The 22,616-nt window shown below is 69.7% G+C and carries 18 protein-coding genes and 2 pseudogenes; 10 read left to right on the top strand and 10 right to left on the bottom strand.

Annotated elements, in window-relative coordinates; genetic code table 11:
• The 3 genes and pseudogenes from ABZV38_RS15125 to ABZV38_RS15115 form a co-directional block, all read left to right on the top strand.
• Positions 1-210 (top strand): annotated as a pseudogene (locus ABZV38_RS15125) (transposase); the annotation flags it as partial.
• A 138-nt stretch (positions 211-348) separates the two neighbouring features.
• Positions 349-699: a DUF6233 domain-containing protein gene (locus tag ABZV38_RS15120; protein WP_356327251.1), complete on the top strand. Its 351-nt coding sequence runs from the start codon at positions 349-351 to the stop codon at positions 697-699.
• 26 nt (positions 700-725) lie between these two features.
• On the top strand, positions 726-1,598 hold the full coding sequence (locus ABZV38_RS15115) for a hypothetical protein (protein ID WP_356327250.1): 873 nt from the start codon (positions 726-728) through the stop codon (positions 1,596-1,598).
• A 467-nt stretch (positions 1,599-2,065) separates the two neighbouring features.
• On the opposite strand, the gene ABZV38_RS15110 is transcribed toward ABZV38_RS15115, so the two are convergent.
• The gene (locus ABZV38_RS15110; RefSeq protein WP_356327258.1) at positions 2,066-2,494 is read right to left on the bottom strand and encodes a DUF6281 family protein; all 429 of its coding nucleotides are present in this window, start codon (positions 2,492-2,494) and stop codon (positions 2,066-2,068) included.
• Between the two features lie 422 nt (positions 2,495-2,916).
• Entirely contained in the window at positions 2,917-3,450 is a 534-nt protein-coding gene (locus ABZV38_RS15105) for a hypothetical protein (RefSeq protein ID WP_356327249.1), read from the bottom strand.
• Positions 3,451-3,687: 237 nt separating this feature from the next.
• Here ABZV38_RS15105 and ABZV38_RS15100 point away from each other — a divergent pair, with 237 nt between their 5' ends.
• The gene (locus ABZV38_RS15100; RefSeq protein ID WP_356327248.1) at positions 3,688-6,576 is read left to right on the top strand and encodes a BTAD domain-containing putative transcriptional regulator; all 2,889 of its coding nucleotides are present in this window, start codon (positions 3,688-3,690) and stop codon (positions 6,574-6,576) included.
• A gap of 214 nt (positions 6,577-6,790) precedes the next feature.
• Entirely contained in the window at positions 6,791-8,236 is a 1,446-nt protein-coding gene (locus ABZV38_RS15095) for an FG-GAP-like repeat-containing protein (protein WP_356327247.1), read from the top strand.
• A 10-nt stretch (positions 8,237-8,246) separates the two neighbouring features.
• Here ABZV38_RS15095 and ABZV38_RS15090 read toward each other — a convergent pair.
• The 6 genes and pseudogenes from ABZV38_RS15090 to ABZV38_RS15065 all read right to left on the bottom strand — a co-directional run.
• A pseudogene (locus ABZV38_RS15090) lies at positions 8,247-8,690 on the bottom strand (isocitrate lyase/phosphoenolpyruvate mutase family protein); the annotation flags it as partial.
• A complete protein-coding gene (locus ABZV38_RS15085) occupies positions 8,666-9,010 on the bottom strand; it encodes a hypothetical protein (protein ID WP_356327246.1) in 345 nt (114 codons plus the stop codon). The gene ABZV38_RS15085 and the pseudogene ABZV38_RS15090, both read right to left, overlap by 25 nt.
• Positions 9,011-9,074: 64 nt before the next feature.
• Positions 9,075-9,356 (bottom strand): hypothetical protein, encoded by a 282-nt coding sequence (locus ABZV38_RS15080; protein WP_356327245.1) that lies wholly within the window; start codon positions 9,354-9,356, stop codon positions 9,075-9,077.
• A gap of 66 nt (positions 9,357-9,422) precedes the next feature.
• Positions 9,423-10,361: an adhesin gene (locus tag ABZV38_RS15075; RefSeq protein ID WP_356327244.1), complete on the bottom strand. Its 939-nt coding sequence runs from the start codon at positions 10,359-10,361 to the stop codon at positions 9,423-9,425.
• Between the two features lie 96 nt (positions 10,362-10,457).
• Positions 10,458-12,341: an MFS transporter gene (locus ABZV38_RS15070; protein WP_356327243.1), complete on the bottom strand. Its 1,884-nt coding sequence runs from the start codon at positions 12,339-12,341 to the stop codon at positions 10,458-10,460.
• 183 nt (positions 12,342-12,524) lie between these two features.
• Positions 12,525-14,984, bottom strand: coding sequence for a D-alanyl-D-alanine carboxypeptidase (locus ABZV38_RS15065; protein WP_356327242.1), 2,460 nt, complete (start codon positions 14,982-14,984; stop codon positions 12,525-12,527).
• Between the two features lie 195 nt (positions 14,985-15,179).
• Between ABZV38_RS15065 and ABZV38_RS15060 the strand changes: the two genes are divergently transcribed.
• From ABZV38_RS15060 to ABZV38_RS15050, 3 genes are all read left to right on the top strand, one after another.
• Positions 15,180-15,902 carry a GPP34 family phosphoprotein gene (locus ABZV38_RS15060; RefSeq protein WP_356327241.1) on the top strand — a complete coding sequence of 241 codons (723 nt, stop codon included), beginning with the start codon at positions 15,180-15,182 and terminating at the stop codon, positions 15,900-15,902.
• A 218-nt stretch (positions 15,903-16,120) separates the two neighbouring features.
• On the top strand, positions 16,121-16,990 hold the full coding sequence (locus tag ABZV38_RS15055; RefSeq protein ID WP_356327240.1) for a helix-turn-helix transcriptional regulator: 870 nt from the start codon (positions 16,121-16,123) through the stop codon (positions 16,988-16,990).
• A 289-nt stretch (positions 16,991-17,279) separates the two neighbouring features.
• Positions 17,280-17,486, top strand: a complete 207-nt coding sequence (locus ABZV38_RS15050; RefSeq protein WP_356327239.1) for a DUF397 domain-containing protein — start codon at positions 17,280-17,282, stop codon at positions 17,484-17,486.
• A gap of 106 nt (positions 17,487-17,592) precedes the next feature.
• On the opposite strand, the gene ABZV38_RS15045 is transcribed toward ABZV38_RS15050, so the two are convergent.
• On the bottom strand, positions 17,593-18,432 hold the full coding sequence (locus tag ABZV38_RS15045; protein WP_356327238.1) for a hypothetical protein: 840 nt from the start codon (positions 18,430-18,432) through the stop codon (positions 17,593-17,595).
• Positions 18,433-18,512: 80 nt separating this feature from the next.
• On the opposite strand from ABZV38_RS15045, the gene ABZV38_RS15040 reads away from it, so the two are divergent.
• Both ABZV38_RS15040 and ABZV38_RS15035 read left to right on the top strand, forming a co-directional pair.
• Complete coding sequence (locus ABZV38_RS15040; RefSeq protein ID WP_356327237.1) at positions 18,513-19,295, top strand: SDR family oxidoreductase; 783 nt, start codon at positions 18,513-18,515, stop codon at positions 19,293-19,295.
• A gap of 349 nt (positions 19,296-19,644) precedes the next feature.
• Entirely contained in the window at positions 19,645-21,219 is a 1,575-nt protein-coding gene (locus ABZV38_RS15035; RefSeq protein WP_356327236.1) for a sodium:solute symporter family protein, read from the top strand.
• Positions 21,220-21,316: 97 nt separating this feature from the next.
• On the opposite strand, the gene ABZV38_RS15030 is transcribed toward ABZV38_RS15035, so the two are convergent.
• Complete coding sequence (locus ABZV38_RS15030) at positions 21,317-22,432, bottom strand: ADP-ribosylglycohydrolase family protein (RefSeq protein ID WP_356327235.1); 1,116 nt, start codon at positions 22,430-22,432, stop codon at positions 21,317-21,319.
• Between the last annotated feature and the right edge of the window lie 184 nt (positions 22,433-22,616).

Raw genomic sequence — 22,616 nt, 5'->3', positions numbered from 1 at the left:
CCCCGCCGCCTCACTCCCGCCCGCGTCCGCCGGGGGTTTCGCAACGTCCGCGCGACGGCGGCCCGTCCGGCGGCCGCACCAAAACCGTCCAGGCCAGGCCCGGGACGGCCTCCCGGCTCGAAGAACAAGCACCGGGCCAAGCGCCACGACGTCGGCAAGACGGTCAAACGCGCCGAGTCAATCAAGGAACACCAAGCCCGCCGAGGATAAACGCCAAGCTAAGGCGGGCGTCAGTCCACCCATCCGGACTTGCACGTACGCCGATTAGCCAAGACGAACGCATTACGTCCCGAGCCCCTGCCCGAGCGGTGGGGGCTCAACCATACCCACGGCACTATAATCGAACATGTGTCCGATCTGCCGCCCGATCTGCTCCGCCTCCGTACCTTGCGGACCTGGCACGCCATGTGGGTAGAGCGCATCGACGAGGCGATCGCGACAGTCGAGCAGCGGGAGAAGGAGCGGCAGCAGGGCAAGGAGCGGCAGCAGGGCAAGGAGCGGCGGCCGACCGCCCCGGACTGGATCGTTGAGCTCAGCATCGGGGTCGGCGCCCGTCCCATCGAGGTTCACGTCGGCGGGTGCTACGCCGCAGGGAAGCGACGGCGTGCCATCACCCGCGAGCAAGCACTCGCCGCCCTTGCCGACGGGATCCGGGCCTGCATCCACTGCCGGCCCGACACCGAACTCGGGGTGCTGTGAGTGGACAGCTGTCACAGGCTGGACATGTGGAGTTTCCGATCAGGGTGGCGCTGGCTCAGGATGTCCCGACCCTGCCTGAAGGGCTGGGCTGGTGGTTCGAGCCGAAGTTCGACGGGCACCGGACCGTGCTACGCCGCACCGACGACACGGTGATCCTTTACGCCCGGTCCGGGCGGGTCGTCACCCCGCAGTGGATGGACCTTGCCGTGGCTGGCATGGAGCTGCGCCCGGGCACTGTCCTGGACGGCGAAGCAGTGATCTGGCGGGACGGCCGGTTCGACTTCGGGGCGGCGCAGTCCCGCGCGGCGTCATCCCCGACCCGCGCCCGGGCGCTGGCCACCAGGCATCCAGCCTTCTACGCCTGCTGGGATGTCCTACACCACCCCGACCCAGCGATCGGAGACTGCCGGAGCCTTCCATATGTTGAGCGCCGTACCTTGCTGCTGGACCTGCTCACCGATGTGGGGCCGCCGATCCAGCCCGTTCCCGCCACTGACGACCGCGCCGTGGCCATGCACTGGTACGAGGCACTTCAGGCTCAGGGCATTGAGGGGATCGTCGCGAAGCGTGGCAGCGCCAGCTATCCGTCCGGACGCCGTGGCTGGATGAAAATCCGGCACGCCAACACCGAGGACGCCCTCGTGGTCGGGTTCACGGGGCCACGCCTGCGGCCACGGCACCTGGCCCTGACTGTCGATGAGTGGGCACCGGTGCAGTTGTCGGCACGCTTGGATCCCGTCCTCGCCCGGCGCATTGGTGCTGCCCTGTCTGGTGCGGTCGTGGTGGGCGAACGTCGCGCGCAGGGGGAGACGTACATCCGGGTAGAGACCGGCCTCGTGGTCGAAGTCCTGGCCGGATCGGGGCGACACGGAACGCTCACCGTAGTCCGAATGCGGTGACATGCAGCCCGACGCACCCCGGAGAGATGAGCGCCCCGATAGTCGTCCACGGTCTCGGGCTGAGGACTGCATGTCAGAGAGCAATCGCGCAGGTCAGAGGGATGCAGGCGCATCTAAAGGGCGGTCTTGAACACCGTCCGCGTCGGGGCCTGGTCTTGTGCCGGCATGCAGGGCCCTCTACAAGTTGCGGTGACGGCAGTCTCTGACGGCAACGTCGGCACACTTAAGCAGTCTTGACCGCTACCCGGAGCACGTACCGCGCCTTGCCATCACCTCGGTACTCAGGCGAGCCGCCCAGATGGTCGAACTCGTAAAGCGGGTGTCGCAGGTTCGAATCCTGCCGGGGCACCAGCCAAAGGGCCCCGGACCGATCATGGTCCGGGGCCTTTTGACATCCACTGCTGACATCAACGGTGGCGGTCGCTCACGACCGGGGTGCGTGAACGGTTGAGCTGGGTGACTGGCCGCTAGGGTGCGGAGTGGGGTGATCCGGTGCACGGAAGCCCGCCGGTCGGGAATGCGGGCAGTGTCCTCACCGTAGGGCTCGGTGAAGGGGCGCAGCGGATCAGTTTCTCTACCTCGGGCGGGAGTTCTGAGCCGGAGTAAACGGCGAAGAGCGTGGCTTCCTCAGGGGTGTCCCCGATGGCGACGGCCACCTTGGGAGAGATGCCGTCCACCTCGTAGGCGGTCCCCGTCGTGGCCGGCTCCTCGTCCTTGTCCTGGCCGCCGGTGTCCTCGCAGGGTGGCTTGGTGGCGGCGCCGAGCTTCTTCCCGACCATGAAGTCCACGTTCGCCACGTCCCGATACGATCGGTCCTGGTAGATGAACCGGTTGACGCAAGAAGCTGATTCCTCCCCACCGCTACTGCTGTCGGCCGTGCACGCGGCTGCTGACATCGCCATGGCCGCCGCCAGCAGCACGCCCGCGGATCGCCCGGTCCAGCTCATGCGTGTCCCCCCTCGGTAGATGCTGCGCAGAGCGAGGATGTCTTTCCTTGCCGGGCGTCCTTGCCTTCGCTGAGTACGGACACGAGATCGTGCACGTGGTGAGGCTCCCGTGTCCCGAACCGAGATGCCCAGGTCCCGAGATGTGTCCGGCCTCGTGAGCGCCCGTGGTCGGACGGGGCGGCCCTGGTGAGCGCCGCATCCGATCCGAGCAGTGAGCACCTGCCCGGGCAGGTCGACAACTTCGCGCCAAGTAGACGTCGGCAACCCGGATCAGGTTCCCTTGCCGCGCCACCGCCCCGTTTCGGACCAGGACGTGATCTTGCATCCTGGGCGTGCGCCTCCTGTCCGTCCATGGCGATGCCGCGGCCGCATTATTCTCGGATCAACGGGTACGAGTCGCCCGCGACCCGGATCCGGTCCTTGTCGTCGACGCGGCAACCGAGGCGTTCCGGAAGGCCGCGCAGATACGCGACGGCGGGGGCGGTGAAGCGGACCCTGCCGTTGCCGAGGTGGGTGATGCCTTCGGGCTCGGCGAGGGCGGCGAGCCAGGTGGCGTGGGCCCGTTGCACCTCGGCGGTGTACGTGGCGTCGGAGCCGGCTCGCTGTTCCAGGGCGAACAGGACGTCCCCGTAGCGGGCATGATCGAGGACGGCGCGTACGGCGTCCTCGGCACTCAACAGGCCGGCGTCCACTTGGTCGTTGGCGAAGACGCGGCCGGGACGGGCTCGGGCGTACGCGAACCAGGTCCCCGCACGGGACGGGATGACATAGCCGACCGGATAGCCGCCGGGGAGCCCGTCGTCCACGCATACGTACACGATCTCCGCGGCATCGCTCCGCTCGCGTGTGAGGAAGAGCCCCCGCTGTTTCAGCAACCTCGTGAGAGACCTGTCGATGACGGTCACGTTCGTGTTCCTTCCTCGGGGGACGGCGGCCATTCCCCCCGCCAACGGCCGCCGCCCGGCACAACGCGCCCTCCGGTGTTTCCCTGCGGTTGAACCCCGGGGTTTCGATGGGCACTTGCAAACCATGGCGGCACACGCTGCAATGCGAATGAAATTCTGATGATGCGCGGAGCGGAGCGGAGGCTTCGGGTGGGCGCGGGATCGTGTCGACGGCTCCGGCTTGCCGTGCTCGGGCCGGTGCGGGCCTGGCGTGGCGGGGCACAGCTGCCCCTGGGGCCCGTCCGGCGGCAGGCCGTGCTGACCGCGCTGGCGCTGCGTCCGGGCTTCCTGGTGAGCCACGAGCAGTTGCTCGACGGGGTCTGGGGGGCCGAGCCGCCGAAGTCCGGCCGCAAGGTACTGCCCAGCTACATCTACGAGTTACGGCAGACCCTCGACGCAGAAGGCACCGGGCCGGCGGATTCGGTGATCCGCGGGGAAGGGGGCGGGTACCGCCTCGTCGTCGACGGGGTCCAGCTCGATGTGGCGGACCTGGCCGAGCACATCGACGACGCTCAGCGCGCGAAGGCGTCCGGCGATCCGGCCACCGCGGTGGACCGGTTGTCGGCCGCGCTCGCCCTGTTCGACGGCGAGCCGCTGGCCGGGCTGCCCGGACCGTTCGCCGACGTCGAGCGGCAGCGGCTGCTGGAGCGCCTGCTCAGGGTTCGAGTGGAACGGCTCGAGTGCTTGGTTCTGCTCGGCCGATTCGCCGACGCCCTGGACGGCCTCGCCGCCCTGTCGGCGTCCAGTCCGTACGACGAGTCGCTGGTGGCGCTGCGTATGCGCGCCCTGTACGGCAGCGAACGTCAGGCAGATGCCCTGAACGTCTATCAGGACATGTGCGAGCGCCTGCGCGACGAGCTCGGGGTCGATCCTGGTGATGAACTCCGCCACGTACATGAAGCGGTCCTGCGCCGGGACGACGAACGCCTCCTCGGTCCGGCCACGGCGCACTCCTCCGCTCTTCCGACCCGGCCCCGGACCCGCCGCACAGTCAATGACCTGCCGGGCGACGCCGGCCGTCTGATCGGGCGGCGGACCGAGCTGGCACAGCTGATCGCACCCTCCGCGCCCGGATCCGTATCGATCGTGACGGTGGACGGTACGGCCGGGGTCGGCAAGACCGCGCTCGTCGTACGCGCGGCCCGTGAGCTCAGCTCCCATTACCCGGACGGCTGCCTGTTCGTGGACCTGCGCGCGCACAGCACGCAGCGGCGGCAATCGCCGGAGCAAGCGCTGCAGCGACTGCTCCGGTCGCTCGGCGCCGCCAAAGGTGAGTTGCCGGGCGATCTCGAAGAGCTCACCGCCGTCTGGCGCGCGGCAACGAGCCCGCTACGACTGCTCCTCGTGCTGGACGACGCCCTGGACGCCGAACAGATACGACCGCTGCTGCCGGCAGGAGCGGGAAGCAGGGTGCTGGTGGCCGGGCGACGACGGCTGGCCGGACTGGACGCCGACCGACGGGTCACCCTGGAGCCCCTGGACAGCGGGGACGCGGTGTCCCTGCTCACGCACATCATCGGGGAGGAGCGCGCGAGCAGGGAGCCGAAGGCGACGCAGCAGCTGGTCGGGCTGTGCGACGGGCTGCCGCTGGCACTGCGCATCGCCGGGTCGCGGCTGCAGAACCGCAGCACCTGGACGGTGGAGTACCTGGCGGGACGCATGGCAGGCGATGAGCACCGGCTCGGCGAACTGAGCGTCGGGGACCGCAGCGTGGAGGCGGCCTTCAGCCTGTCGTACGAACAGCTCGCACCCGAGCAGCAGCGCGGATTCCGCGCCCTGGGCCTGGCACCGACGGTCGAGTTCGATGTGCTGACGTCGGCGACCATGCTCAATGAGCCGTCCCACGCCACCGAGCAGATCCTGGAAAGCCTGGTCGACACGAGTCTTCTGCAGCAGCCGCGTCCGGGCCGCTACCGATTGCACGACCTGGTTCGCGTGCACGCACGACGCCTCGCGGAAGCCACGCCCGCCGAAGCCGCCGCCGCACGCACGGCCGCACTCCGCCTTCACCTGGACGCGGCCCGGATCGCCAGTGACTGGGGCTCCCGCGGCTTCCCCACCGGACCTCCACCCGATGGAGCACCGTTCACGACCTGGCAGGGAGCGGAGGCCTGGCTTGACGCGGCCGGTGGAGAGCTCGCCGACGTCGTCGGACACGCCGCGGCCCTCGGCGAAGCCGACTACGCCTGCTGGATTGCCGAGGCGCTGGTCGACTACTTCGTACGGCAGGGCCGCTACCACGAGTGCCGGACAGCTCTCGAGATCGCACTCGACCACGTGGACGAGGCCACCGACGAGCGGATGGCTCTCGCACTGCGGAACTGCTTGGGCTACACCGCCGTACACCAACGCAGGTACACGCAGGCGCGCACCTGCTTCACCGAGGCACTGGACCTCAGCCGGCGCCGCCCCGACCCGTTCGAAGAGGCCCGGACTCACGCCGGGCTGGGGGCTCTCGACCTGAGTGTGGGCGAGGGTGACCGGGCGATTCGCCATGCCACCGCGGCGGTGGACCTGGCCAAGCGACTGCGCAAGGACTGGGTCGCCTCGATGGCACTCGTCATCCTCGGCCTCGCCCACTACTTCGGGAAACGGAACGAGGAGGCGCTGGCCTGCTTTGCCGACGCCTATACCCATGCCGAGACGGACGGCAGACCGCGCATGCTCGGCAGGCCCTTGAGCTGCGCCGCTGACGTCCACCTCCGCCTCGGCCACTACGGTGCGGCCCAGAGCTCGCTCCGCGAGGCGGTCCACCTGGCTGAGCAGGCCGGGGACATCTTCCTCTGCGCGCGCAGCCTGACCCGGCTGGGCACGGCAGAGCAAGGCGAGGGAAACCTGGACGCGGCCATTGCACTCCATCACCAGGCCCTCCTTCAGCACCAGTTGCTGTCCCCGCTCACCGAACCCAGCTACGACTGGCTGGAGATGGACATCCGATCCCGCCTGGGCCGCGCCTACTTGGCAACGGGCCGCGTCCGCGAGGCACAGCAGCAGTTCCAGGCCGTGCTCGACGTGCGCGACACCCGTGCGCACCGCACTGACCGTGCACCGGCGACCGAGGGGCCCAAAGACCGCGAAGCCCGGTAGCGGGTCATCACACATGCGCTCGTCCTGTCGGACAGGCGTCCCATGTCCCGTACAACCCTGGGGGCCCTCCAGCAGTCCTCATCTGCACCGAACGACGTGGGTACACCTGTACGCGCCTGAACGCCTGCTCACCCGCGCACCCGCGCCGATCGATCAACCGAATTCGGATGCCGGACCACCGGCATCCGGCCTGCCGCAGGAGAAGAAGACCCGCATGCACCAGAGACTCCGTGTCGCCACCGCAACCGCCGCCGCAGCCGCGCTCACCGGCGCGCTGCTCGTCGCCGGCGCGGGCAGCGCCTCCGCTGCACCTTCCAGGCTGCAGGGCGACTTCAACGGCGACGGTTACCGCGATCTCGTCATAGCCGCGCCCCTCGGCAAGATCTCGGGCAGGGCAGGGGCCGGTTACGTCACGGTTGTCTACGGCACCAAGAGCGGCCTCGACAAGTCCAAGCACACCGTCATCAGCCAGGCCACCACGGGCATCCCCGGCACCCCGGAGACCAGCGACTACTTCGGTGACCGCCTCACCACGGGCGACCTCGACGGCGACGGGTACACCGACCTCGTGGTCGGTGTGCATTCCGAGCGGATCGGCTCCACCGACTCGTTCGGTGTCCTCACCGTCATCTGGGGCGGGGCGACCGGCCTCACGACCGGCACCGACATCGCGTCCCCGCTGCCCAAGTACCGGAACGAACTCGGCTGGGCCCTGGCGGCCGGCGACTTCGACGGCGACGGACATACCGACCTCGCCGCCGGCAACAACTCCACCCCGAGCCTGAACATCTTCAAGGGCCCCATCTCCCGTACCGGCCAGGCCGCTGCCCTCGTCGGCATCGACACCACCGCCGCCACCGGCATCTACCCGGACCTGCTCGTCGCGGGCAACGTCAACGGTGACGGTGCGGCCGACCTCCTCGTCATGGGCCAGCAGGAGAGCGGCACCGTGTACGCCACCCGCAGCGTCCTCTACAAGGGCAGCTCCACCGGCCTCAAGGCGTCGAGCAAGCTCGCGGGCGGCTACGCGGCGGCCATCGCCGACGTCGACAAGGACGGTTACGGGGACATCATCACCGGCAACTTCATGGAGAAGTCCGCCGAGGAGCCGAACGGCGGTCCGGGCGGTGCGGTCACCGTGACGTACGGAAGCGCCTCCGGACTGTCCACCCGGACCCCTGTCCGGATCACCCAGGACACCGCCTCGGTCCCGGGCACCGCCGAGAAGAACGACCGCTTCGGGTGGAGCGTGTCCGCGGGTGACACCAACGGCGACGGGTACGCCGATGTCGCCGTAGGCGCCTCGGGCGAGGCCCTCGGATCCAAGCAGTCGGCCGGCTCGGTCACCGTGCTGCGCGGTTCGGCCAAGGGACTGACCGGCACCGGATCCAAGAGCTTCTCCCAGGACACGACGGGGGTCCCCGGCACCGCCGAGGCCCGTGACGAGTTCGGCGGCTCCGTATGGGTCACGGACAGCAACAACGACGGCCGTGCGGAACTGGTGGCCGGTGCCGCCGCCGAGAACAACGGCGTCGGGTCGGTCTGGCTGTTCAAGACGGGGACCAGCGGCATCACGGCGACCGGATCGACGGCCTTCGGTCCCGGATCGGTCGGCGGGCCCGCCGGGATCTCCTACTTCGGCGACGTTTTCGCCAACTGATCGCCCGGGGTCAGTCGGAGCCCGGGCCCGGGTCATGCCGACGTACGCTCAGGTTCTGCACCTGTGCGTACGTCGGTACATCCCCGCCCATCGGCCGGCCCGTCCGGATGTTCGCCGCCACGGCCATCGCCTCCCCGAGCGCCGCCCGGTACAACAGCGAGCCGAGACTCACCCTGCGCACCCCCAGCTCACCGAGCTGGGCGACCGTGGGCCCGGACGGGGAGTAAAGGATGTTGAGGGGCGCGTCCAGGCTCTTCACCAGTGCGGCGATTGCGGTGGGGTCGGCCAGGCCGGGGACGAACACGCCGTCCGCGCCCGCCTGTTGATACACATCGAGCCGGCCCATCGTTCCGGCCATCGCGGCCTCCCGGCCGCCGAGCCAGTACGTGTCGGTGCGGGCGTTCACGAAGAGATGCGGGACGGCGGCCTTCACCGCCGCGATCTTCGCCGCGTGCAGCCCACCGGGGCGAGGTCCGCCTCGGTGGTGGTCGCCGAGGCGTGCCAGCGGTCCGGCGGCGTCTCCTCCCCCACGAGCCGCGCCTCCATCTCGGCGAGGTGATCGACCAGATGGTCGGCGACGCGGCGGATCGCCTTGTGCGGGGTGTGGACGCGGTCGTCGGCGGGGACGGGACGGCCGTCCCAGGCCGTCCAGGTGGCAGCGAGTGCCAGAACGCCGTCGACCATGTCCGCGACGATCCTGGCGGGATCGCGGTCGTCGGTCGCCGGGATGGAGTCGGGTGCGGTGTCGGGGGTGGAGCCGGTCGTTGTCGTCATGGTTCGACGCTAGAGGCGGGACTCTTCGGTGGTTGCCGAACCGTGTCGCGATACGCTGCGCCGCTCACGAGGACGTGACACCCCTCGACCTCGGTCGACGGCCCGGGGCGGCGCAGCCAGGGCACCAGTAGCCCTTCTGCTGGACGTACTTCCAGCCGAGCTCCTCGATGTACGGGGAGGCAAGGGTCGCGCTGTGGAGGACGTGGCCGAACAGGTCCGACTCGATGTCCGGCGGCGGGTCCGCGATGACCATGTCGAACACGGCCCGCGTCTGGCAACCCCGGCGATCGCACTGGAGGAAGAACCGCACAGGTCCGGGCGGCTCTCCGTCGGTGGTCAGGCTCATGCGTCCACTATGACTCCCGGGTTGGACCGACACCTGCCGTTCCGCTCGACAACCGGGCGGTCGGCCTCAGCGGCAGTCCACCCTCAGCTGCGCCGCTGCGTGATGTGCGCCCACCAGTTCCTCGTCGCCCCAGTCGCGCCCCCGGTCGATCAGCTGCACCGCAAAGGTGTTGCCCTTGACCGGGTAGCTGCTCACGTCGACGGCGGTGCCGCGGTGCGCGGTCTGGCGTACGGCGAAGCCCGTATACGCGGAGTCCGCGTCGTCCGGGTCCGAGAGCACCCGGTACACGGTGGGGTTCCCCGCCACATCACGGTCGCGGCCGCTGTCCGGTACGAAGACGGTCAGCGCGCACTCGCGGTAGCCGCTGCCCAGGTGCCAGGACCAGGTGGCGGTGTTGCCCCGGTCCTGGGTCGTGCTGCCGGACATCGGCACGGCGCTGAACCGCCCGTCGCACGTACTGCCCCGGTAGCCGCCGGAGCCGACCGTGTACCAGCCGTCGTCACCGTTTTCGAACCGGCCGTGCTCGCGGTACTCGCCCGTCGAGCAGCCGGGCCCCGCCCAGGCGGTGTACGTGTAACCGCCTTTGCCGGGCGGGGACTTCGGGGCACGGGACGGGCGCGGCGACGGTGGTGACGACGGCGACTGCGAAGAGGTGGGCGCCGGGTCCGGGCTCTCCGTACCGGCCGGGCCGATCCGGGTCGGGGCGCCGCCCCCGATGCCGTCCGGCGGGGCTGCCGCGCGGCCCACCGCCCCCGTACGACTGCCGTCGTCGCTGCCTGAAGCAAGCAGTGAGGCGCCCGTGACCAGCGAGCCGGCCACCACCACGACTCCCGCCGCCAGCAGGGCCTTTCTGCTCCGCGGCAGCGTGGATATCCGGCCCGCGAGCGTCTCGCGGGCGATCCAGGAACCGTCCCCGCCGACCGGGCGGGCCACTGCTCCGCAGTCCGGACAGACCAATCCCGGCAGCGCACCCCGCTGTTCACTGCCGCACCGTTGGCACCTCATGGCAGCACACCATGCCAGGGCAACGCCCCCGGAGGGAGAGATCGTGCATGTTTTGCTCGCTCTCCCCTTACCTGCAGGTCCCTGTCTGCACCCTTCTCAGCGCAGCTCCTCCGGGCACGGCGTACCGGGCGACAGCTGGTACGGGGCCGCCAGCCGGTACTTCCCGGGGCGCGGCGCGAGCAGTTCCGTCCACTCGTCGCCGTCCTCGTCCTCGTCCACCTTGATCAGGCAGCCGTTCGTGTTGACGAAGGTCCGCGGGCTGTCCTGGTCCGCGCGCTGCTTGGACGCCTCGGTCTCCTGCGGCCGCTCCACGCTCTTGCCCTCGTCGTCGACCAGGGCGAGCCAGCGTGAGTACGGGATCCGGATCAGCACCCGGCCCGCCTGCTTCACATGGATGGTCAGCTCACCCGCACCGGCCCGGTCCACCGTCGCCGGCGGGTCGGCCAGCGGCACCGGGCTGTCGACCGCGAAGAGCTGCCAGTTCGAGTCGGACCAGATGGCCTTCAGATACGGCTGACCCTTCTGGACCAGCGCCGCCTCCTGCACCGCGCCGGTGGAGTCCGGCTCCCCCTTGGGCAGCACCACGTAGTGCACCGCCCAGCGGTCGAGCCACTGGCGGTAGTTCACGGGGTCCAGGGTGTCGTCGTAGAAGCGCGGGTTGAGCTCCATGTCGGCCTGCCGGTTCCAGCCGCGGGCCAGATTGACGTACGGGGCGAGCGCGGACGCCTCACGGTGACTGCTGGCGGGCACCACCTCGACCCTGCCGCGTTCCGCGCCGACCTCCTGGAGTTCGTTGACCAGCGGGGCCAGTTCCCGCGTCCAGGAGGCGGCGGGGGCGGTACGGACCATGTCGTCGACACCCTTGACGCCGATCCAGATGTTCATCCCGACGAATGCCAGGATCAGCGCGTACCAGCGCCGGGAGCGCGGCACGGCGTACGGCAGCGCGGCAAGCAGCACCACCCCGGCGAACAGCATCGCCATCCGCGTGACGTTCGAGCCGATCTGCGAGTCGACCACATAGGTCAGCAGCGTCCCGGCCCCGTAGACGGCAGCAGCTGTGCGGACCGTGCGCCACTCGCGCGGCACGAGGACGAAGACGAGAACGGCGAAGAGGAACGGCAGGGACAGCGTCGCGAGCGACATCGGCTGCGTACCGGAGAACGGGAACAGCCACGCCGACAGCGCGACGACGACGACCGGCGCCAGACCCAGTGCGTAGGCGCCCGGGCGCCGCTTGTTCAGGAACAGCGCGGCGGCCACCACGCCGAGGAACAGCCCCGCGACGGGGCTGCCCGCCGTGGCCAGCCCGGCGAGCGGCGCGGCGACGGCCGCCTTCGCCCAGCGCTTGTGGCGCCACCGGTACGGCCAGCAGAACACCGCGGCCACCGCGCCCAGTGCGAACATCATGCCGAGCCCGAACGTCACCCGTCCGGACAGCGCGTTGCACAGATACGCGAACACTCCGGCGAGCGAGCAGGCAAGCGGGTTGCGGACGGCCCGGACCCGGACCACGATCAACGCGGTCAGCGCCGCCGACACCGTCCCGGCGATCATCATCGTCGTACGGACGCCGAGCACGGACATCAGATACGGCGAGACCACGCTGTACGAGACGGGGTGTATGCCCCCGTACCAGGCGAGGTTGTACGCGGTACCCGGATGCCGGCCGACGAACTCGGCCCAGGCGTCCTGGGCCGCGAGATCGCCACCGCTGTTCGCGAAGAAGAAGAACCAGAGGATGTGGGTGACCGCGGCAGCCGCCGTCGCGATGGTGACGGGGTGCCGCAGCAACTGCCGGGTACGGACCTGCCGACTGCGTGCCCGCTGGGGCGATTCGGTGGCCCCGGCCCGCGGTTCCGGGGTACGCGGGGCGGGCAGCCGGACATTCGTGCTGCCACCACTGCCGCTCGTCACGTCGCCTCGCACATCGCTGTTCCCGGCCGCCTCACGGCCGGGTCTCGGCTCCGCGGTGGTCACTACGGCTTCTCCCCGTCTCCGCCGGCCCCGTTCCCCGTCTCCGTCTCACCTGTGAGGACGCCGTCCGGCGCTCCCCGGTTGTCCGGGGACGCTAACACGTACACAAAGGGGAAGGAGGTGCCGGTACCGGCACCAAAAAGGGGGAGGGGATGCCGGGGACCGGCACCCCCTCCCCCGTCCGCGTCAGCTGATGCGGGTCAGCTTCTCGCCGAAGGACGGGTCCGTCAGATCGCTCTGCAGGGCCACCGCCACCTTCACCTGGCTGGTCCCCTCGCCCACGGTGAGCGTGCCGACGTGGGTTCCGGCGGCCGCCGAGTGCAGGAGCGCCTTCCCGTCGTCGGTCAGCTCGAGCTTGACCGTCAGACCGGGCCAGCCGACCGCCGCCACGTCCTCGGTCGCGACGACCGGGGTCGTACCGCCGAACCCGTCGTCGACCGCGCCGACGACGTCACCCTTCTTGACCACCTTCCCGCTCTTCAGCAGGTCCTCGGTCGCGACCATCACGTCCTTGCTGACTGCGTTGACCGTGTCGATGATGGGCGACTTGTGCTGGCCCAGCACCGCGCCGACGATCAGCTGGTCGGTGTCGCCGACCATCTTGTGCGCGGCGAAGAGCAGGTTGCCGCCCGCCTTGCTCGTGGAGCCGGTCTTGATGCCGAGAGCGCCGTTGTACGGCACGAGGGTGTTGTAGTTCCGCCAGTTCCTGCCCGACGGGTCGGTCCACGACGGCAGCTTGGTGATCGCCATCAGCGCCGGGATCTCCACCAGCTTCTGGCCGAGCTTCACCTGGTCCTCGGCCGAACTCACCGTGGTCGCGGTGAGCCCGGACGGGTCGGTGTACGTGGTGTTCTTCATGCCGAGCGACTTGGCGGTGTCGTTCATCTTCTTGACGAACGCCGCCTCGGAACCCGCGTCCCAACGCGCCAGCAGCCGCGCGATGTTGTTCGCGGACGGGATCATTATGGCCGAGAGGGCCTCCTCCTCGGTGAGCTTGTCCCCGGTCTTCACGGTGTTGAGCGTCGACTCGCCCGCGGCGTCCAGCTTGCCGTCCGACTCCGCCTTGGCGTCGACCGTGATGGACGGACCGGCCTGGCCCTTCTTGAGCGGGTGGTCCTTGAGCACGATGTACGCGGTCATCGCCTTGGCCACACTGCCGATCGGCACGGCCTTCTGCTCGCCGAACGAGTCCACTGTGCCGAGGCCGGTCGCCGCCATATAGCCCTGGCCCTCGTTCGGCCAGGGCAGTGACGGCTTGCCGCCTTCGAAGGTGTACGTCGGCTGCGCCGTCAGCCGGAGCTCGGGCGTCGGCAGCGGGCGCACCGCCTGCACGATCGCAAAGACGATCAGCAGGAGCACCACGAGCGGGGTCCAGATCTTGACCCGGCGGACGGCCGTACGGACGGGCGTCTCCTGCGGCGCAGGCGTGTTCGTCAGCTCGGCCAGCAGGTCGAGCGGCGGTCGGGGCGGCATCGGCTGCTGCCGGGTCCGCTCCGCGCCGCTGAGCGAGGGGGCGGCAGCCGACGCGGGTGCGGCTTCGGATGCCCCGGGCGGGCGGACGGCGGGGGCGGGCTGTGGTTCGTCGCGGCGCAGCGGCACGAACCGGCTGGTGCGCTCGGCGGCGCTCCACGGCTCGGGCTCCGGCTTCTGCTGGGGCTTCTGCTCCGGCCTCTGCTCCGGCTTCGACGCGGGCGGGGTGATCTTCAGCGCGGTCGTCGGCTGGTCGATCCGGTTGGGCCGTACGGTCTTGAGGACGGTCGTAGGCTGATCGATTCCGCGCTTGCCCTCGGCGGGCTCGGAAGCCTCGGAGGACTCTGCGGGCTCGGCTGCCTTGACGCTCTCCGAGCCCTCGGAGGCGCCAGGGCCCCGGGCTTCGTCGGTTGCGTCGTCGGTTGTGTCCGCGTCCGCGTCCGCATTCTCGTCCGAGACTTCGTCCGCGGCTTCGGCGTCCTCTGAAGCCGCAGGCTCCCCGGCGCCCTCGCCCCGCGCATCGTCGGCGTCGTCCTCATCCGCGGCGTCGGCACCGGCTGCGTCCGACGCGGCCGGCTCGTCCGGAGTCGCGTCGGCGGAAGTCGTCCCGCTGTCACTCGCCTCGTCCGCGGGCTCGGGCGTGTCACTCCCGGTGACGTCGTCGCTCTCGGTGAGCGCGCCGGCATCGGACCTCTCGTCCTGCTCGGCCGTCTCCGCACCGGCGGCGCCCTTGCCCACCCACGCGGCGACCGCAGCACGCAGCCGCGCGTCGCTCTCCCCGGGTGCGGTACCGGTTCCCGCCTCGTCGGCCGACCCGGCCGCCTCCGCGACCCGGGCGTCCTCCTCGGACTCCTCCGGCTCCTCGGGCGCGGAGACCGCCTCCGGGGCCTCGGGGGCCTTCTCGGCGCCCTCAGGACCGTGAGAGCCGTTCCGCAACCCGTCGAGGTCCTCACCGAGGTCCTCGGGAGAGTCCTGCCCCTCGCCCTCGCCGGCCCCCGCAGACTTCGTACGGAACACCGCCGTCGCCGTGTCCTGCTTGCCGCCGGTTCCGGTTCCGGTCCCGGCATCCGCCGCGGCTCCCGGTTCACGGAAGACGGCGAGCCGCGGATCGCGTTCGCTCCGAGCCGCGCCCGACGACTTGTGCTGCTCCGACCTGTCGGGGGACTCGCCCGCCACCGATGCCTCCTCCATGCGCCGCGGGGACGCCCCCCGCGCTGTCCGAACCAGTTGCCAGTGTCCTGTGTGAACCCTCGGCCGCGCTGCTAGACGAGAACGACATACCTACCGGTTCCCGTACGAAGCACCCAGGCGCTCTCGACAGACCAATGTGAGAGGGGTCACCCTGTCATTCATCCACGCGGGGAGGCATGGATGGGCAGGAGCCGCAGAACAATTCCGGAGGAGCTTCTGCTGCTCGCTCTGGACCCGACCACGGGTACCACAGCGCAGCCGCAGTCGCTCGACCTCGGCCTCGCCGGAGCTCAGCTAGTGGAGCTGGCTCTGGCAGGACGGATAGCCCCTGACGGGGATCGTATCGCCGTGGTGATGCCACGGCCGACAGGAGATCCGACACTGGACTCCGCACTGGAACTGCTGCGCCGACGCGGCAGCCCGGTCCGGGCCGTCCACTGGATTGGCGGGCCCCGGCTGGGGCTGCGTCAGACCTATCTCTCGCATCTGGAACGGTGCGGCATGGTGCATGCCGTGGCGGGACAGATGTGCGGGGTGCTGCCGACGACTCGCTACCAGGCGACGGACACGGCGATCAGCCGGGAGATCAGATCCCGGCTGGACAGTGCGATCCGCACCGGCGTACCGCCGGACCCGCGGACCGCGGCGCTCGCCGCACTGGCCCACGCGGTCGGACTCGGCAAGCACCTGTACCCCGGGAACGAAGGGCGCTCATCGCGCTCCCGGCTCCGGGACCTGATCAGACACGACCCGATGGGCGGCCTCGTGGCGCACGCCGTGATGGACGTCCAGAACGGGGCGGTCGCACAACCGCGCCGCAACCAGGCGACGGGAGCGCCATTGCAACCGCAAGTGCAGTCGCAGTCACGCCGCGACAGCATGGTGCACACCGCGGCCCACTAGGGCGGCGGACCGCACCACCCGTACTACCGGAACAACCGAAAACCGCCGCACCGACGTCCCCAAGACCCGGTTCGGGAGCCGCACCACGCGCGGGGCAGCCGGTCCACCGACTGCCCCGCGCGCCTGCGTGTGGCCATTTCCCAGCGCAACCCGACCCCTGGGTGGCAATCTGCTGAGCAGTAGATACGCACAGCTACACAGCCGGAGGTGCCGTTTCCGTGCCGACCAACGTCAATCCCACCGTCAGGCGACGCCGGTTGGGGCAGGAATTGCGCCGCCTGCGCGAGCTCAAGGGCATGACGGCCGAGGAGGTGGCGGAGCGGCTGCTGGTCTCGCAGTCGAAGATCAGCCGCCTGGAGAACGGCCGCCGGTCCATCAGTCAGCGCGACGTCCGCGACCTCTGCGGGGTGTACGAGGTCGAGGACCACCGGATCGTCGACTCGCTCATGCAGATGGCCAAGGACTCCCGCCAGCAGGGCTGGTGGCACGCCTTCGGCGACATCCCGTACAGCGTCTACATCGGTCTGGAGACCGACGCCGAGTCACTGCGGGTGTACGAACCCCAGGTCGTACCGGGCCTGTTGCAGACGCGGAGCTACGCCGAGGCGCTGATCAACGGCGCACTGCCGGAGGCGCCGCCGAACGACATCGACAAGCGCGTCAGCGTCCGGGCGCGGCGCCAGGACCGGATCACCGACCAGGAGCACCCGCTGCGGCTCTGGGCGGTCATCGACGAGGCCGCGCTGAGCCGGCAGGTCGGTGGCAGGCAGGTGATGATCGAGCAGCTGGAACAGCTCGTCGAGCTGTCGCACCTGCCGCATGTGACCGTGCAGGTGCTGCCTTTCGAGATGGGCGCCCATCCGGGCATCAACGGGCAGTACGCCATTTTGGAATTCCCGGACGCCGCGGACTCCAGCGTGGTCTATATCGAGGGCGTCACCAGCGATCTCTATCTGGAGAAAGCGAATGATGTGCAGCGATACAGCGTCATGTATGAGCACTTGCGGGCACAGGCGCTGAACGTGGAGCAGACCCGGCACTTCATCGCCGACATCGCGAAGAGGTACGCCCGGCTGAGCACCGACTGAGCAGGGGCTGAACTCCGGGCCAACTCCGGCCGAATGTCTGCCGAACGGCAGTCGGCGATGGCCCGAACCAGCTATTCCGCAAAGTCCGTTATGCGGGAAAAGGGGCGATGTTACGGGTGGGGCGACGGCACGGTACACCGTCGCCACCTCACAGTGGAAGGCCCTAATGGAATATGCCATCCGGTCGAGTGAACGGCCCCTTCACGCAACGATGTTGGCGAGTAGCGTCGATCACGCCAACGGTTTTGCGGTTGGCACCTCTCACACAACTCTCTGAACCGGAGTGAACATGGCTATTCGTCAGGGTGCTACGGACAATTGGACGAAGTCGTCGTATTCCGGGGGCAACGGCGCTTGCGTCGAGGTCAAGTCCCCCCTCGTGCAGGCGATCGCGGTGCGTGACTCGAAGGCCCCCGAGGGCCCCTCGATCACCTTCGTGCCCGGCGCGTGGAACGCCTTCGTGTCCGACATCGCGAAGGGCACCGTCGACGCCTGACCCATGCCCTTCCACCGATCGGGGTGCAGCACCGGTACCGGTGCTGCCGGAAGCCCTCTCGACTGGTTCGCCGTCCTGGCCGAGGGGGCTCCACCACCGGATCCGGTCAACGCAGTTGATCCACGTACCGGTCCGTGCCGGGCACGGTCGGAATGAACGGCGCCACCAGCTCCACCCGCCCCAGGCCGGATTCAGCGACCGCCGCGTCGAGCCCGGTGAAATACTCCGCCCAGCAGGCCCTCGGGTCCTCCTGGAGGAACCAGAGCAGGGTCAGCCGGGTGTCCACGCCTTCGACCTGTTTCACGTAGGTCATCCGGTCGCCCGGCAGCGGCGTGGGACGGAAGACGGTCGCCATGGCCGCCGGTGAGCCGCCGAGCCGCTTGGGCAGATGCCGGGAGCGCAGCCACTCCAGCAGCTCGGCCCGCTGCCCGGCGTTTTCGGCGTCGATCACCTGAAGCACCAGTCCGCGGTACGGATGGTCGAGGGCGTGGTAGTCCCTGGGCCCGGCGGCGCCGTCCCGGTAGACCGTCGCCTCGTGGTCCTGGAACGCGGTGAACACATGGGTGCGGTCCTGGTAGACCCTGCCGTCCCGGTTCAGCCGCTTGTTGATCCCGACGGTCCACTTCATGTGGTCGTCATAGCGCCCGTCCGTCACCCAGTAGGTGGACAGGTAGCACCCGGCGCCGACCGGCTGCGCGACCGCGGACTTCTCCGGGTAGCGCAGCTCCTGGAGCTCCCGGGTGGCCACCCAGCGCCGCCCGGCGAACATCCAGGGCATCGCCATCGCGCCTGCGTAGTAGTGATCATCTTCGTACCAGCGGTTGTACGCATGCTCATGACCCGGGCGCGGTTCCACCATGGTGATCAGCGCGTGGCCGGGATGGACTCCGTACGGCCCCAGCGCGGCCAGTTCGGCGTACGTATCGCTGCGCGTCTCGTCGCTCATGCCAGTCCCCTTCCGTACTCCGCCGCAACGTCCTACTCTGACGCCCCGTCAGAAAACCTGCCAGGGGCCGGGAGGCACCGATGTTGCTCACGGGAAAGACCGTCGTGGTGCCCGGGGTCGGGGCCGGACTGGGGCACCGGATCGCGGAGACGGTGGTACGGGACGGCGGCAGGGCGGTCCTCGGGGCACGCACCGCGGAGCGGCTCGCCAAGTCCGCCGCCGAAATCGATCCCGAGGGCCGGCACACCGCTTTTCTGGCCACCGACATCACCGTCGAGGCACAGTGCGAGGCGCTCGCCGCGCTGGCACTGGAGCGGTTCGGGCGGATCGACGCGGTGGTCCATGTCGCTGCCTGGGACAGCTACTTCGGCGGCGTCGAGGACGCCGACCTCGCCACCTGGCAGTCGGTGATCGACGTCAATCTGCTCGGCACGCTGCGGATGACGCGCGCCTGCCTGCCCGGCCTCAAGGAACGGGGAGGCTCCGTGGTCGTCATCGGTACGCAGTCGTCGGTCGCCGCACCGTCCCAGGTGCGGCAGGCGGCGTACGCGGCGTCGAAGGGCGCGCTCACCTCGGCGATGTACTCCATGGCGCGGGAGTTCGGACCGCACCGGATCCGGGTGAACACGGTGCTGCCCGGCTGGATGTGGGGCCCGCCCGTGCAGGCGTACGTCCGGTTCACCGCGCACTCCGAGGGCATACCGGAGGCCGAGGTGCTCGGCAGGCTCACCGAACGGATGGCACTGCCCGAGCTGGCCACGGACGGCGATGTGGCGGAGGCCGTGACGTTCCTGGCCTCCGACCGGGCCCGGTCGATCACCGGGCAGTCCCTGCTGGTCAACGCCGGCGAGCTGATGCGCTGATCCGCCGCGACTAAGGGCAGTTCTCCTCCTTCTCGGCCGCACGGGACCCGCATCCCGTGCGGTCTTTCTGTGCTCTCCAGTGCTCGTGATTGCTCTGCACAGCCTGACGAAGTGCCCGCTCATCGTGTGGCCGCCGTCACGTTCACGACAACGCCCCCGTGGGTCAAGAACAAGTAAAATCGTTCGACTTACTGATTGGCGTTCACATTTCTGATCGCCAAGACCTTGACCGAGGTACCGAACAGGCGGTTCAATCCCCGATGTCCCCGCTCCCGCACGGGGCCCCGCTGGGCGGCCGTACTGACGAAGTGCGTACCCCGTTCATAAGGCGGACCCCAGGAGGGGGCACATGAACAGTCTCGACTGGGTCGTGCTCATCGGCTACTTCGGCGTGATGATCGCGATCGGACTCTGGTCCCACAAGCGTGTGGACAACGTCAGCGACTTCTTCACGGCCGGCGGCAAGATGCCGTGGTGGCTGTCCGGCATCTCGCACCACATGTCCGGCTACAGCGCCGTGATGTTCACCGGGTACGCCGGTATCGCGTACCAGTTCGGCGTCACGTCGTTCGTGACCTGGTCGCTGCCGATCGCCATCGGCATCGGCATCGGCGCCCAGCTCTTCGCACCGCGGCTCAACCGGCTGCGCTCGCGACTGCACGTCGCCTCGCCGCTCGAGTACCTCAAGAACCGCTACAACATCCCGACGCAACAGGCGCTCGCCTGGTCGGGCCTGCTGCTGAAGATCGTGGACGTCGGCGCCAAGTGGGCGGCCATCGCCACCCTGCTCTCCGTCTTCACCGGCATCTCGATCGCCCAGGGCATCTTCATCACCGGCTGCATCACCGCCGTCTACTGCACGGTCGGCGGACTGTGGGCCGACGCGCTCACGGAACTGGGTCAGTTCGTCATCCAGCTGTTCGCCGGCATCGCGATGCTCGTCGCCGTCATGGCCAAGCTCGACGGTGTCAGCACGCTGTGGACGGTCTGGGACAAGCTGCCCGAGGGCCACACGAACCCGACGGCCGGCCCGTACACGGTGACCTTCCTGCTGGCGTACCTCTTCATCAAGACCTTCGAGTACAACGGCGGCATGTGGAACCAGGCCCAGCGCTACATGGCCACGGACTCCGCCGCGTCGGCGAAGCGTTCGGCCCGGCTCTCCGCCATTCTGTGGCTGGTCTGGCCGACGGTCCTGTTCTTCCCGATGTGGTGCGCCCCGCTGCTGGTCGACGCGCAGAAGCCGGACGCCTCCGACAGCTACGCCCTGATGACCGAGCAGCTGCTGCCGCACGGTCTGCTGGGTCTGGTCGTCGTCGGCTTCTTCTCGCACACGATGGCCATGTGCTCCTCGGACGCCAACGCCATCGCGGCGGTCTTCACCCGGGACATCGCCCCGGTCCTCTCGAAGGCGGCCCGCACATGGAGCAACCGCACCGGTCTGCTGGCGGCCCGCGTGTCCACGCTCGGCTTCCTCGGTCTGTCGATGGCGCTCGCCACCCAGATCAACTCGCCGACGTTCAAGGACATCATCTCCGTCGTCATCAAGTGGGTGGCCGGCCTGATGGGTCCGATCGCGATCCCGTTCATGCTGGGCCTGCTGCGCAGGTTCCGTAAGTCGGGTCCGACGGCGGCGCTCATCAGCTGGGCTGCGGGTCTGCTGGCGTTCTACTTCACCAACTACAACTTCGACGGTTCGGTGAAGACGACTGTCGCGCTCCAGTACCAGGTGGCACTGCCGCTGGCGATCTCGCTGGTGCTCTACATCGCGATCGGCTTCATCAAGCCGGAGGACACCCCGGAGCGCGACGCGCTGATCGAGCAGATCAACACGGACGGCGACGGTTCGTCGGCCGCCGGCGCGACGGTTCCGGCGCAGGCCGGTGCCGGCGACACCACCGTCGCGGAGGGCGTGAAGGACTGATCCGCCCGCACAGAGCCGAGGGGCGGGGTACGGACACGGCGGTGTCCGGACCCCGCCCCTCGTACGTGCTCCGCGGGTCGGCCCGCGAGCGCGGTGGTCACCCGCGCGGGTAGCGGGTCAGCCAGCCCGGTGCGGCGGCCGAGGGGCTGTGCAGGGCCGGGCCCTGGGTCATCTCCATGGCGAAGTCGTCGGCGAGTTCGAGGAGGGTGGCCCTGCCTTCCAGTTCGGCAAGCCAGGCCGGCGGCAGCGCGGTCTCGCCGTGCAGCGCGCCGAGCAGGGCCCCGCACAGGGCCCCGGTGGCCGCGGAAGGGCCCCCGTGGTTCACCGCGAGCCGCAGCCCGTGCCGCACGTCGTCGCCGACCAGGGCGCAGTACACGGCGACGGAGAGCACTTCCTCGGCGGAGTCCGTGTCGCCCAGCGCCTCGATGAGGGCCGGGCCCGGAATCCCCTGACGTACGGAACCGAGAGCCTGCTTGAGAGCCTCGGTGACCTGTTGGTGGCCCGGGCGCTCGGCAAGCAGCGTGAGGGCGTGCTGCACGGCACCATCGAGCGTCTCACCGCGGGCCAGGCCGTGCACCATGACGGCGAGGGCCCCCGCGGAGAGCAGGGCGGTGGGGTGACCGTGGGTCTGGGCGGCGCACTCGACGGCGAGCTGGAGGACGAGCTGCGGCTCCCACCCGACCAGCAGCCCGAAGGGGGCGGACCGGGTGAGGGCCGCCGAGTCGCGTGCGGTGGGGTTCTTGGGCCGGTCGAGGGTGCCCATCGCGGCGTCACCGAACCCGGTGAGGCATTCCCGGGTGGGAGCGCGGCGGGCGTACAACCACTCCTCCTGGGCGAGCCAGCCGTTGTCCTGGCGGCGCTCGTCGGGCCCCCAGTCGTGCTGGGTGGCTGCCCAGCGCAGATGGGCACGGTGCACATCGGTGGGCGGGTGCCAGGCGCCGGTGTCGCGGCGGACCTGGGCGCGGATCAGCCCGTCGACGGTGAACAGGTTGAGCTGGGTGACCGCGGTGACCGCGCCGCGTCTGCCGTGGACGGAGACGAAGTCGGTGAGGGCGTCGGCGCCGTGGGCCGCACGGATCTCTTCGAGCGAGAGACCGGTGACGGCCGCACCGAGCGCGTCGCCGATGGCACCGCCCAGCAGACAGCCACGTACCCGGCTGCGGAAGTCCTGCTGTTCGGCACGGCCCCAGACAGCTGTGGCTCCTGTGCTCACCGTGCCCCTTCCCCGTCCGCTTACGGCTGCGCAGCTTCGACTCCGCAGCACTGTAATCGAACGGGGAACCGCCGGTTGAGGGCCGGAACGGTATGTACGGAGTGGCTCTCGCGGTCACTTTTGAACGGCAATCTCCGGGGATTTCCGTACCGCGGGACAGCAGTCGCCCATGGGCCGTGGCAAC

The sequence above is a fragment of the Streptomyces sp. NPDC005181 genome, from assembly GCF_040608395.1.
Lineage (GTDB): Bacteria > Actinomycetota > Actinomycetes > Streptomycetales > Streptomycetaceae > Streptomyces.
This window is presented reverse-complemented; position numbering and strand designations above follow the sequence as displayed.